A 13024-nucleotide genomic window follows, 5' to 3' on the forward strand; every position below is an offset into this window, starting at 1 on the left:
GCCGACCGGAGTGACGGTCGGCGGGCCCTCTCACAGGCGTCTCGGCAGGAGTGCCGGCATCGACTACCGGGCGCGGACCACCAGGGTCGAGCACACCTTGTCGGCGAACGTCTGCTTCTTGTCGTCCCACAGCGGCCACAGGTAGCCGAGGTAGCAGGGCAGGCCGTCGAGGATGTGCGCCAGGCGGCGGACGAAGGCCATGCCGAAGCCGACCGTGTTGCCGTCCGCCTCGCGCAGCAGGCGCGTGCCGACGGCCTTCTTGCCGATGGTCTGGCCGGTCGTGCCCTCCTGGTAGATCTGGTAGATGCCCATGCCCAAGGCGTACAGAGCACCGACCAGGGACAGGATGCCCGCCGCCGCCGAGTCGGAGCCCATGGCGCCCCCGATGCCGATCAGCAGGTACATCGGCCCCATGATGATCAGGCCGTCGAGCAGCGTCGCCCCGAGCCGCAGGCCCCAGTGGGCGAGTTGGGGCCCGGTGCCGTAGCCGTAGCCCGGCTGCTGCGGGTAGTTGTAGCCCTGCTGCGGATAACCCGGCTGCTGGGGGTAGCCGTAGCCCTGCTGCGGCGGGACGCCCTGGGGGGCCTGGGGGTAGGCCGGGTAGCCGGGCTGCTGCGGGGGCTGCTGCTCCCCGTAAGGGTTGGCGCCGGGCTGACCGAAGCTCGGCGGCTGGTCCCCGTAGGGGTTGCCCCCGGGCTGACCGAAGCTCATGACCGTGTTCCTCCGTTGCGTTTGCGGGGACGTGGCGATGCCGCGGAGGAACGTGTGAGCTTGAGCGGTTCGTCCCCCTGCCGGACCGCGGTGATGCGCCGTTCATCGTCATGTGCCGGACGAGTGATTGTCCAGTCGGATATACGGCTGTTGTGCAAGTGCAACCTCAGTGGTCAGGACGGGGCCGAGTGAGCGGCCCTGGCGACCCTGATTGGAACCGGGGTCCGGTCATCCGGGAGGATGGGCGTATGACCGCCCAGCTTCTCGATGGCAAGGCCACCGCAGCCGAGATCAAGTCGGATCTGACCGCCCGCGTGGCGGCGCTGAAGGGCAAGGGCGTCACGCCCGGCCTCGGCACGATCCTCGTCGGGGACGACCCCGGCAGCCAGAAGTACGTCGCCGGCAAGCACCGCGACTGCGCCGAGGTCGGCATCGCCTCCATCCAGCGTGAGCTGCCCGGCACGGCCACGCAGGAGGAGATCGAGGCGGTCGTCCGCGAGCTGAACGAGGACCCCGCCTGCACCGGTTACATCGTGCAGCTTCCGCTGCCCCGGGGCATCGACGAGAACCGCATCCTCGAACTCATGGACCCGGCCAAGGACGCCGACGGCCTGCACCCGATGAACCTCGGCCGTCTCGTCCTCAACGAGCCCGCCCCGCTGCCCTGCACGCCCAACGGCATCCTCACGCTGCTGCGCCGGCACGGCGTCGAGATCAAGGGCGCCGAGGTCGTGATCGTCGGCCGTGGGGTCACCATCGGCCGTCCCATGCCGCTGCTGCTGACCCGGCGCAGCGAGAACGCCACGGTCACGCAGTGCCACACGGGCACGCGGGACCTGTCGGCGCACCTCAAGCGCGCGGACATCATCGTCGCCGCCGCCGGTTCCGCCCACCTGGTCCGGCCCGAGGACGTCAAGCCGGGCGCGGCCGTCCTCGACGTCGGCGTCTCCCGAAACGCCGAGGGGCGGATCGTGGGCGACGTCCACCCGGACGTCCGCGAGGTCGCCGGCTGGATCTCCCCCAACCCGGGAGGGGTGGGCCCGATGACCCGCGCGCAACTGCTCGTCAACGTGGTCGAGGCGGCCGAGCGCAGTGCCGGCTGACAGCGCGCGGAAGCCCGAGCCCCCCGACCCCGCCGGGAACGTCGAGGAACACACGGCGAACACGGCGAACACGGCGAACGTCCCGAGCTCCCACGACGAGGCGTTCGAGGAACCCATCGCCCGCGACCCCGTCAGCGCGCCCGACGCCGAGGGCGTCCCGCGCCGCAGCACGCGCCGCTTCCCGCTGTTCACCCGGGACACCGCGCGCCCCGAGGGCGGCGGCCGGGCCGCGCCCCGTGACGCCCCGGCACCGGCGCGGCAGTGGCCGATGCTCGTGGTCCTGGGCCTGGTCGCACTCGGCCTGCTGCTCACCGCGTTCGACGTGTTCAGGATCGGCACCATCCTGATCGGCGCGGGGCTGCTCACCGGCGCGGTGCTGCGCTGGCTCAGGCTCAACGTCGGCATGCTGGCCGTCCGTTCGCGCTTCACCGACGTCGCGACGTACGGCGTGCTGGGCGTGACGATCGTCCTGCTGGCGCTGATGGCGCAGCCGCGCCCGTGGCTCCAGATCCCTTTCCTGGGCGACACCTTGCACTTCACCGTGAGCAACTAGTGCCGGGGCACTAGCCCGTCCGAGCGCTACCGTGGTCGAACGGCCGAAACGGTCGATAAGCGGATAAGGGTTCACGGCGGAGGGAGGGGGGCCGATGCCTCGCTGGAGGGACCTCCCGGACGAACTCGATCCGCGGGTCGAGGAGTTGGCCCGTCGGCTACGGCGGCTCGTGGACCACGCCGGCCTCGGCGTCGCCACCCTCGCCGACCGCACCGGCTACGGCGTGGCGGCCTGGGAGCGGTATCTGGACGGGCGGCTCCTCGCGCCCAAGGGCGCGGTCATCGCCCTGGCGGAGGCCACCGGCGCGGACCCGGCCGCGCTGATACCGCTGTGGGAGTCGGCCGAGCGGGCCTGGAGCCGGGCGGAGCTGCGGGACGACGCCGCCTCGGAGGCCGTCCGCCTGTCCCGGGCGCGGACCCCCACGATCACCCACCACCCCGTCCCGGAGCGCCCGCCCGCTGCTTCCGCGCCGCCCCAGAGGCGGCCAGGCACGGTCGTGTTCCTCGCCGGCGCGGTCGGCGTCGTGGGCGTCGCGGTGGGGGCGTTCCTGCTCACCCACGCCGACGCGGACTCCCCGGCGAACGGCCGGACCGTCGCCGCCTCCCCTTCGCCGTCCCCCGCGCCCGGCGCGCCCCTCCCGCCCGGCGTGCTGTGCTTCGGAGCCGGCTGCACGGGCAGGGACGCGGAGAAGGCGGGCTGCGGCGGGGAGTCGGCCGCCACGGCGAGGAGCGTCACCGTGGGCGCCGTGCTGCTGGAGGTCCGCTACAGCCGGACCTGCGGGGCGGCCTGGGGGAGGATCACACCGGCGGTCGCGGGCGACGAGGTGAGGGTGACCGCCGGCGCGATCCGGTACGCCGGGCGCGTCACGGCGGCCGGCGAGACCGTCGCGTACACCCCTATGGTCGCCGTGAGGAACCCGGCCGAGAGCCGTGCGTGTGCCGTACTCGCCTCGGGCCACGAGGGCTGCACGCCGCAGTGACCGCGGCCCCGTACTCCACCCGAGTGAAGCCGGCGAAAAACCCGCCCGCCGAAGGAATATCCGGCCCGCCGCTGGGCACGCGAACCGTACCCCCACGGGAGTCCGGCCCCCCGGCACCCCCTCCGGCGGCCGCCCGTTCCCTCTCCCGAACCGGCGGCCGCCGCTTCGCGCCCCCAAACGCCCTCGCGCAGATCCCCGCGTTCGCGGCCTGTTCGGCCGTGGTCAGCGCCGCCATGGTGCAGGCCCCGGCCCGGTCTCCCCGGGCAGGTCCCGGCCAACCCCCAAGCGGCCCGGGCGGATCCGGCCGCCCACCACCGAGCTGTGGCCTGGGCCACACCGCCCCGGCGGCCTGGGATCCTGGAGGCGCGATAGCCTGACCGCTGGTCGATCTCTTGGTATCAAGAGATCGATCATCTGTACGTCCCACCCGGGGCAGGGACGCCCCACCGCCAGCTGTCATACGGAGAACGCCATGACCCGCACTCCCGTGAACGTCACCGTCACCGGCGCGGCCGGCCAGATCGGTTACGCCCTGCTCTTCCGCATCGCCTCCGGCCAGCTGCTCGGCGCGGACGTGCCGGTCAAGCTGCGCCTGCTGGAGATCACCCCGGCGCTCAAGGCCGCCGAGGGCACGGCCATGGAGCTGGACGACTGCGCGTTCCCGCTGCTCCAGGGCATCGAGATCACGGACGACCCGAACGTCGCCTTCGACGGCGCCAACGTCGCCCTCCTCGTCGGCGCCCGCCCCCGCACCAAGGGCATGGAGCGCGGCGACCTGCTCGAGGCCAACGGCGGCATCTTCAAGCCGCAGGGCAAGGCCATCAACGACCACGCCGCGGACGACGTCAAGGTCCTCGTCGTCGGCAACCCGGCGAACACCAACGCGCTGATCGCCCAGGCCGCCGCGCCGGACGTACCGGCCGAGCGCTTCACCGCGATGACCCGCCTCGACCACAACCGCGCGCTCACGCAGCTCGCGAAGAAGACGGGCTCCACGGTCGCCGACATCAAGCGCCTGACCATCTGGGGCAACCACTCCGCCACGCAGTACCCGGACATCTTCCACGCCACGGTCGCCGGCAAGAACGCCGCCGAGGTCGTGGACGACGAGAAGTGGCTGGCCGAGGACTTCATCCCGACCGTCGCCAAGCGCGGCGCCGCCATCATCGAGGCCCGTGGCGCCTCGTCGGCCGCCTCCGCGGCCAACGCCGCCATCGACCACGTGTACACGTGGGTCAACGGCACCGCGGACGGCGACTGGGCCTCCATGGGCATCCCGTCGGACGGCTCCTACGGCGTCCCGCAGGGCCTCATCTCCTCCTTCCCGGTCACCGTCAAGGACGGCAAGTACGAGATCGTCCAGGGCCTGGAGATCAACGAGTTCTCCCGCGCCCGCATCGACGCCTCCGTCAAGGAGCTGGAGGAGGAGCGCGAGGCGGTCCGCGCCCTCGGCCTCATCTGAGCTTTCTGAGCCTCGACTGTTCCGACGATCCCCGGGTGGAGCCCTTCCACCCGGGGATCGTCGCGTTCATGTGCACGATTTGTCCCGTTTCCTGTGCATCTTCAGTGACACGGCCCACTTTCGGCCATGGATTGCGCATGCAATCGCAGGGCCGGGGCATGCGGTCACGGTCCCAGTGAGTGACACGTGTGTGACGCACGGGCAGTGAACAGGAACGGAAGGCTATCCCGATCATGGCGGACAACACAGAACTCCAGGCGCGGAAGACCATCCACGTGGACGGGGAGTGGCGTGAAGCCGTCTCCGGCGCCACGCGCGAGATCCTCGACCCCGCGGACGCCCTGCCCTTCGCCGTGATCGCGGAGGGTGACGAGAAGGACACCGATCTCGCGGTCGCCGCCGCCCGCAAGGCCTTCGACCACGGCCCCTGGCCGCACACCCCGGCCGCCGAGCGCGCGGCCCTGCTGCGTCGCGTCGCCGACCTCCTCGTACGGGACCGCGAGCGGCTCGGCCTGATGGAGAGCCGTGACGCGGGCAAGACCGTCGAGGAAGGCCGTGTCGACATCGACTGCGTCGCCGACGCCTTCCGCTACTTCGCCGACCTCGTCGCCGCCGAGGCCCCCGGACGGGTCGTCGACGCGGGCTCGCCCGACATCCACAGCGTCGTCGTCCACGAGCCGATAGGCGTCTGCGCGCTGATCACTCCCTGGAACTACCCGCTGCTGCAGGCCAGTTGGAAGATCGCGCCGGCTCTGGCCGCCGGCGACACCTTCGTGGTCAAGCCGAGCGAGATCACGCCGCTGACCACCGTCGCGCTCATCGAGCTGCTCGCCGAGGCCGGACTGCCCGCCGGCGTCGCCAACATCGTCACCGGTCCCGGCCACACCGTCGGCGCCCGGCTCTCCGAACACCCCGACGTCGACCTGGTCTCCTTCACCGGCGGTCTGGTCAGCGGCACCAAGGTCGCGCAGGCCGCCGCCCCCACCGTCAAGAAGGTCGCCCTCGAACTCGGCGGCAAGAACCCGAACGTCGTCTTCGCCGACGCCTGCGCCACGGAGGAGGGCTTCGACACGGCCGTCGACCAGGCACTGAACGCGGCCTTCATCCACAGCGGCCAGGTCTGCTCGGCCGGCGCCCGGCTCATCGTCGAGGAGTCCGTCCGCGACCGCTTCGTCGACGAACTCGCCCGCCGCGCCGGGAAGATCCGCCTCGGCCGCGGCACCGAGGACGGCGTCGAGTGCGGCCCCCTCGTCTCCGAGCAGCAGCGCGCCAAGGTCGAGGACTACGTCGAGTCCGCCCTCAAGGAGGGCGCGGTGCTGCGCTCCGGCGGCCGGCGCCCCGACCCCGCGCCCGAGCGGCCCGAGAACGGCTACTTCTACGAGCCGACCGTCCTCGACCACTGCCACCGCGAGATGAGGGTCGTCCGCGAGGAGGTCTTCGGACCCGTCGTCACCGTGGAGACCTTCCGCACCGAGGACGAGGCCGTCGCCCTCGCCAACGACACCGAGTACGGCCTCGCGGGCGGCGTGTGGACCGCCGACGCCGGCCGCGCCCGCCGCGTCGCCGCCCGGCTGCGCCACGGCACCGTCTGGATCAACGACTTCCACCCCTACCTGCCGCAGGCGGAATGGGGCGGCTTCGGCAAGAGCGGCGTCGGCCGCGAACTCGGCCCCGCCGGACTCGCCGAGTACCGCGAGACCAAGCACGTCTACCAGAACCTCGCGCCCAAGCCCGTCCGCTGGTTCGCCGGCTGAGCCGACGCACCCCTCCGACGCGCCCGCCACGGGCGTCCTCTGGTCTTCCCTCACCCCTCCCATCCCACCCCTCCTCCCCTCAGGACCCCGCCAGATCTCCAGCTCCTCCCCCATCGCACCCCTGGAGTACCACTCTCATGTCCGATCACACCCACGCGTTCGATGAATACGACTATGTCGTCATAGGCGGCGGCACGGCCGGGTCGGTCATCGCCTCCCGTCTCACCGAGAACCCCGACGTGACCGTCGCCGTCATCGAGGGCGGCCCCAGTGACGTCGGCCGTGACGACGTGCTGACCCTGCGCCGCTGGATGGGTCTGCTCGGCGGCGAGCTGGACTACGACTACCCGACCACCGAGCAGCCGCGCGGCAACTCCCACATCCGGCACAGCCGGGCCCGCGTCCTCGGCGGTTGTTCCTCCCACAACACCCTCATCGCCTTCAAGCCGCTGCCCTCCGACTGGGACGAGTGGGAGCAGGCCGGCGCCGAGGGCTGGGGCGCGGTGCCGATGGAGGCCTACTACGCCCGCCTGAAGAACAACATCGTCCCGGTGGACGAGAAGGACCGCAACGCGATCGCCCGCGACTTCGTCGACGCGGCGCAGTCGGCGCTCGGCGTGCCCCGTGTCGAGGGCTTCAACAAGAAGCCGTTCGACGACGGCGTCGGCTTCTTCGACCTCGCCTACCACCCCGAGAACAACAAGCGCTCCAGCGCCTCGGTGGCCTACCTGCACCCGGTGATGGACGAGCGCCCCAACCTGACGATCCTGCTGGAGACCTGGGCCTACCGGCTGGACCTGGACGGCACCCGCGTGCGGGGCGTCCACGTGCGCGCGAAGGACGGCGAGGAGTTCGTCGTACGGGCCCGGGGCGAGGTCCTGCTGTGCGCCGGCGCCGTCGACTCCCCGCGCCTGCTCATGCACTCCGGCATCGGCCCCAAGGCCGACCTGGACGCGCTCGGCATCCCCGTCGTCCACGACCTGCCCGGCGTCGGCGAGAACCTCCTCGACCACCCCGAGTCGGTGATCGTCTGGGAGACCGACGGCCCGATCCCGGAGAACTCCGCGATGGACTCCGACGCCGGCCTCTTCGTGCGCCGCGACGCCCAACACGCGGGCCCGGACCTGATGTTCCACTTCTACCAGATCCCCTTCACCGACAACCCGGAGCGACTGGGCTACGAGCGGCCGGAGTTCGGCGTCTCCATGACCCCGAACATCCCCAAGCCCAAGAGCCGCGGCAGGCTCTACCTGACCAGCGCCGACCCGTCGGTCAAGCCCGCCCTGGACTTCCGCTACTTCACCGACGAGGACGACTACGACGCCCGCACCCTCGTCGACGGCATCCGCATCGCCCGCGAGATCGCCGCGACCGAGCCGCTGGCCTCCTGGCTCAAGCGCGAGGTGGCCCCCGGCCCCCACGTCACGAGCGACGAGGAGCTCAGCGAGTACGCCCGCAAGGTCGCCCACACCGTGTACCACCCGGCGGGCACCTGCCGCATGGGCGCCGCCGACGACGAACTCGCGGTCGTCGACCCGAAGTTGCGCGTGCGCGGCCTTGAGGGGCTGCGTATCGCCGACGCGTCGGTCTTCCCGACGATGACCGCTGTGAACCCGATGATCGGAGTACTGATGGTGGGGGAGAAGGCCGCTGAACTGCTCGGCGAGGACGCCGGTGGCCAGGTCGGAGCGCGTACCGCCGAGCGGATCGGCGGTGGTGTGCGATGACCGAGGTCTCCAACTCCCCGGTGTTCCGCGTCGAGGGCCTGTGGAAGGTCTTCGGCCCCAAGCCCGAACGCGTCCCGGTGGACCCCGAGCTCGCCGCCCTCCCGGCCGCCGAGCTGCGCTCGCGCACCGGCTGCACGGCCGCCGTCCGCGACGTCTCCTTCGACGTGCGCAAGGGCGAGGTCTTCGTCGTCATGGGCCTGTCCGGCTCCGGCAAGTCCACCCTGGTGCGCTGCCTGACCCGGCTGATCGAGCCGACCGCCGGCAGCATCGTCGTCGACGGCGAGGACGTCCGCGCCATGGACCGCGCCCGCCTGCGCGAACTGCGGCGCCACCGGGCCGCCATGGTCTTCCAGCACTTCGGTCTCCTCCCGCACCGCACGGTCCTCGACAACGTGGCCTACGGCCTGGAGATCCAGGGCGTCGGCAAGGCCGAGCGCCGCGAACGGGCCCGCGAGATCGTCGCCAAGGTCGGCCTGGACGGCATGGAACAGCGCCGGCCCGGCCAGCTCTCCGGCGGCCAGCAGCAGCGCGTCGGACTGGCCCGCGCGCTCGCCGTCGACCCCGAGGTCCTGCTGTTCGACGAGCCGTTCAGCGCGCTCGACCCGCTCATCCGGCGGGACATGCAGGAGGAGGTGGTCCGCCTCCACCGCGAGGAGGGCCGCACGATGGTCTTCATCACCCACGACCTCAACGAGGCGCTCAAGCTCGGCGACCGCATCGCCCTGATGCGCGACGGCCGCGTCGTCCAGCTCGGCACCCCCGAGGAGATCGTCGGCTCGCCCGCCGACGAGTACGTCCGCGAGTTCGTCCGCGACGTGCCCCGCGAGCAGGTCCTCACCGTCCGCTCCGCCATGCGCCGGGCCTCCGCCGACGAGGCCGGCAGCGGCCCCGCCGTCGCCCCCGACGCCACCGTGTCCGAGGCGATCGAGGCGGTCGCCCGCGCCAAGGCCCCGGCCCGGGTCGTCGACCACGGGCGCTGCGTCGGCGTGGTCGACTCCGAGGCGCTGCTCGGTGTCGTCGCCGGCACGACAGGCACGACAGGCACGACAGGCACGACTGACGCGACCGGCGCGACCGGCACCGACGGCACGGGGCGGCACGCCGCCGCGCCGGAGCCTCGTAAGGAGGCCGCCCCCGAGCCGCGTAAGGAGGCCGTGTGATGGCGACGGTCACCGCACCCGTCTTCCGCCCCGGCGTCCCCGCCTTCCTCAAGCACCGGGCCGTGCACAAGCTGCTCGCCCTCGCGGTCGCCGCCGCGATCCTCGTGCCGCTCGCCGACGCCCGCTGGGCGAGCGGCAGCTGGCCGCAGGCGCTGACCGTCGACCTCACCAAACCGCTGACCGGCGTCAGCGACTGGATCATCGACAACCGGGACAGCCACCCGCTGTTCCTGTACTTCTTCGGCCACATCAGCAATGCCGTCGTGCTGTCCGTGCGCGCCGTCTACCTGGTGCTGCTGGGCGTCGGCTGGGCCGGCGTCACCGCGCTGGGCGCGCTCGTCGCCTGGCGGGTCGCCGGAGCCCGGCTGGCGCTGGGCACCGCCGCCGCGTTCCTCGCCTGCGGGGCCCTCGGCATGTGGGTCCCCACCATGCAGACGCTCGCGCTCATGGTGGTCGCCGTCCTGGCCTCCGTCGTCGTCGGCGCCCTGCTCGGCCTCGCCGCGGGGCTCTCCGACCGCATGGAACGGATCCTGCGGCCGGTCCTGGACACCATGCAGGTGCTCCCCGCCTTCGCCTACCTGCTGCCCGTCGTCCTCATCTTCGGCATCGGCGTCCCGGCGGCCGTCCTGGCCACCGTCGTCTACGCCGCCCCGCCCATGGCCCGGCTCACCGCGCTCGGCCTGCGCTGCGCCGACAAGGGCGTCCTGGAAGCGGTGGAGTCGCTCGGCGCGACCGCCCGCCAGCGGCTGCTGACCGCGCGGATCCCGCTCGCCCGCAAGGAACTCCTTCTCGGCCTCAACCAGACGATCATGATGGCGCTGTCCATGGCCGTCATCGCCTCCGTGATCGGCGGCGGCGGTCTCGGTGACCGCGTCTACCAGGCGCTCGCCTCGGTCGACGTGGGCGCGGCCCTCGCGGCCGGCATCCCGATCGTGCTGCTCGCCGTCGTCCTGGACCGGGTGACGGCCGCCGCCGGGCAGGGCACCGGCGAGAACCACCGCACCCGGGGCGTCTACGCGCTGCTCGCCGTCGCCGTGGCGGTCGCGGTCGGCGGCCGGCTGATCGGCCGCCTCGACTGGCCCGACGCCTGGACGTTCTCCATCGCCGAGCCGGTCAACCGCGTCGTGGACTGGATGACGGCGCACCTCTACTCCGGCGTCCCCGTCATCGGCGGCACCGCCGACTGGGCGGGCCACTTCACCACCTGGCTCCTCGACCCGCTCCGGGACGGCCTGCAGGCGCTGCCCTGGTGGTCGGTGCTGCTCCTGGTCGCCGCGCTGGCCTGGGTGATCGGCACCTGGCGCACCGCGCTCACCGCCGTCCTCGCCATGGCCGCGATCGGCGTGCTCGGCGTGTGGGAACCCTCCCTTGACACGCTGTCCCAGGTCCTCGCCGCGGTCGCCGTCACCCTCGTCCTCGGCTTCGGGACCGCGATCGCCGCCGCCCGCAGCGACCGCGTGGAGCGGCTGCTGCGGCCCGTCATGGACGTCTTCCAGACGATGCCGCAGTTCGTGTACCTCATCCCGGTGGTCGCGCTGTTCGGCGTGGGCCGCGCCCCGGCGGTCGCCGCGGCCGTCGTCTACGCCCTGCCGGCCGTCGTCCGCATCACCGCCCAGGGGCTGCGCCAGGTCGACCCGGCCGCCATGGAGTCCGCCCGCTCCCTCGGCGCCACCGGCAGCCAGCAGCTGCGGGGGGTGCAGCTGCCGCTGGCCCGCCCGGCGCTGCTGCTCGCCGTGAACCAGGGCGTCGTCCTGGTCCTCGCCGTCGTCATCATCGGCGGCCTGGTCGGCGGCGGCGCGCTCGGCTACGACGTCGTCTTCGGCCTCGCCCAGGGCGACCTGGCGACCGGTCTGGTGGCCGGCGCCGCGATCGTCTGCCTCGGCCTGATGCTCGACCGGGTGACCCAGCCGGCCGACCGGCGCGCCCAGAAGGGAGCGTGACATGCGACTCCGTATCACGACCGCCGCGGTGAGCGGCGCCTGCGCGCTCGCGCTGCTGACCGGGTGCGACGCCGCCGACATGACCAAGCAGGCCTCGCCGTTCGCCAACGCCCAGGGCTCCAAGTCCGTCACCCTGTCGGTGCAGTCCTGGGTGGGCGCGCAGGCCAACGTCGCCGTCGCCCAGTACATCCTGGAGCACGAGCTCGGGTATCGCGTCGACACCGTGCAGGTCGACGAGGTCCCCGCCTGGGACGCCCTCAGCCAGGGCCGCGTCGACGCGATCCTGGAGGACTGGGGCCACCCCGAGCAGGAGAAGCGCTACGTCGACGACAAGAAGACCATCGCGCGCGGCGGCGAACTCGGCGTCACCGGGCACATCGGCTGGTTCGTGCCGACGTACTTCGCCAAGCAGCACCCCGACGTCACGAACTGGAAGAACCTCGACAAGTACGCCGAGCAGTTCCGCACGCCCGAGAGCGGCGGCAAGGGCCAGCTGATGGACGGCTCCCCGTCCTACGTCACCAACGACAAGGCGCTGGTGAAGAACCTGAACCTGGACTACCAGGTGGTCTTCGCCGGCTCCGAGGCAGCCCAGATCACCCAGATGAGGCAGTTCGCCAAGGAGAAGAAGCCCTTCCTGACCTACTGGTACGCCCCCCAGTGGCTGTTCGAGAAGGTCCCCATGACGGAGGTCCAGCTGCCCCCGTACAAGGAGGGCTGCGACGCGGTGCCCGACAAGGTGGCCTGCGGCTACCCGCACACCCCGCTGGAGAAGTACCTCAACGCGGACTTCGCGAGGAAGGGCGGCAAGGCGGCGGCCTTCCTCAAGAAGTTCAAGTGGACCACCGAGGACCAGAACGCGGTCTCCCTGATGATCGCCGACCAGAAGCTCACCCCCGAGGACGCGGCGAAGAAGTGGGTGAAGACCCACGAGTCGACCTGGCGCTCCTGGCTGAGCTGACCCGGACGGGGCCGCCCCACCGCGGGCGGCCCCCGGCCGGGTCTTCCGGTGCCCGGTAATGCCGAATGAAAAGTGCGGGCGTCGAAGTTCTTCTCACCGGAAGTGAAAACGTCGGTTAGAGTCGGCGCATGAGCACTAGTGACCCCATATCGCGCGTGGCCCTCAAGAAAATCACCCCCGATGTGTCCGCCGCGATGGGCGCCCTGCACGGCGCCGCCGTTTCCGCCGCCCGGGACGCGAAGGTCGAACCGGAGATCCTGGAACTGGTCAGGATCCGCGCCTCGCAGATCAACGGGTGCGCGTTCTGCCTCGACATGCACACCAAGGACGCCCGCTCCCAGGGGGAGACCGAGCAGCGGATCTACGCCCTGAACGCCTGGCGCGAGACCCCGTTCTTCAGCGGGCGGGAGCGTGCCGCACTGGCGTTGACCGAGGCGGTGACCCTGGTGCACGACGGCCACGTGCCGGACGACGTGTACGCCGAGGCGGCCGAGGTCTTCGACGAGGAACAGATCGCGGCGCTGATCTGGGCGGCCACCGTCATCAACGCCTACAACCGGATCGCCGTCGCGACCCGGATGGTTCCCGGGGGTTATCAGCCTGCCGCCAAGTAATGCAATACGAATTCGGGCATCGGCTTTCCGTCGATGCCCGTCGGTATTTCTTCGATGTTT

The 13024-nt window shown here is 71.8% G+C and carries 11 protein-coding genes; 10 read left to right on the forward strand and 1 reads right to left on the reverse strand.

Going from position 1 to position 13024, the window contains the following annotated elements; all coding sequences use genetic code 11:
- Positions 1-63: 63 nt before the first annotated feature.
- Positions 64-711: an RDD family protein gene (locus tag EV567_RS18055; protein ID WP_130441229.1), complete on the reverse strand. Its 648-nt coding sequence runs from the start codon at positions 709-711 to the stop codon at positions 64-66.
- Between the two features lie 248 nt (positions 712-959).
- Here EV567_RS18055 and EV567_RS18060 point away from each other — a divergent pair, with 248 nt between their 5' ends.
- The 10 genes from EV567_RS18060 to EV567_RS18105 all read left to right on the forward strand — a co-directional run bounded on the left by EV567_RS18060 (position 960) and on the right by EV567_RS18105 (position 12964).
- Entirely contained in the window at positions 960-1814 is an 855-nt protein-coding gene (locus EV567_RS18060; RefSeq protein WP_130441231.1) for a bifunctional methylenetetrahydrofolate dehydrogenase/methenyltetrahydrofolate cyclohydrolase, read from the forward strand.
- Positions 1815-1929: 115 nt separating this feature from the next.
- Positions 1930-2367, forward strand: a complete 438-nt coding sequence (locus tag EV567_RS18065; RefSeq protein WP_130441690.1) for a DUF3017 domain-containing protein — start codon at positions 1930-1932, stop codon at positions 2365-2367.
- A 94-nt stretch (positions 2368-2461) separates the two neighbouring features.
- On the forward strand, positions 2462-3346 hold the full coding sequence (locus EV567_RS18070; protein WP_130441233.1) for an XRE family transcriptional regulator: 885 nt from the start codon (positions 2462-2464) through the stop codon (positions 3344-3346).
- Between the two features lie 472 nt (positions 3347-3818).
- On the forward strand, positions 3819-4808 hold the full coding sequence (locus tag EV567_RS18075) for a malate dehydrogenase (protein ID WP_130441235.1): 990 nt from the start codon (positions 3819-3821) through the stop codon (positions 4806-4808).
- Between the two features lie 233 nt (positions 4809-5041).
- Positions 5042-6562 carry an aldehyde dehydrogenase family protein gene (locus tag EV567_RS18080; protein ID WP_130441237.1) on the forward strand — a complete coding sequence of 507 codons (1521 nt, stop codon included), beginning with the start codon at positions 5042-5044 and terminating at the stop codon, positions 6560-6562.
- A 137-nt stretch (positions 6563-6699) separates the two neighbouring features.
- On the forward strand, positions 6700-8289 hold the full coding sequence (locus EV567_RS18085) for a GMC family oxidoreductase (RefSeq protein WP_130441239.1): 1590 nt from the start codon (positions 6700-6702) through the stop codon (positions 8287-8289).
- On the forward strand, positions 8286-9449 hold the full coding sequence (locus EV567_RS18090; protein ID WP_130441241.1) for a glycine betaine/L-proline ABC transporter ATP-binding protein: 1164 nt from the start codon (positions 8286-8288) through the stop codon (positions 9447-9449). The genes EV567_RS18085 and EV567_RS18090 overlap by 4 nt, the downstream gene beginning before the upstream one ends.
- Positions 9449-11389, forward strand: coding sequence for a proline/glycine betaine ABC transporter permease (locus EV567_RS18095; RefSeq protein ID WP_130441243.1), 1941 nt, complete (start codon positions 9449-9451; stop codon positions 11387-11389). Before EV567_RS18090 ends, EV567_RS18095 begins: the two co-directional genes overlap by 1 nt.
- Before the next feature lies 1 nt (position 11390).
- Entirely contained in the window at positions 11391-12350 is a 960-nt protein-coding gene (locus EV567_RS18100) for an ABC transporter substrate-binding protein (protein ID WP_130441245.1), read from the forward strand.
- Positions 12351-12478: 128 nt separating this feature from the next.
- Positions 12479-12964 carry a carboxymuconolactone decarboxylase family protein gene (locus EV567_RS18105; protein ID WP_130441247.1) on the forward strand — a complete coding sequence of 162 codons (486 nt, stop codon included), beginning with the start codon at positions 12479-12481 and terminating at the stop codon, positions 12962-12964.
- The last annotated feature ends 60 nt before the right edge of the window (positions 12965-13024 follow it).

Origin of the sequence: Streptomyces sp. BK239 (assembly GCF_004217285.1) — a bacterium.
GTDB lineage: Bacteria > Actinomycetota > Actinomycetes > Streptomycetales > Streptomycetaceae > Streptomyces.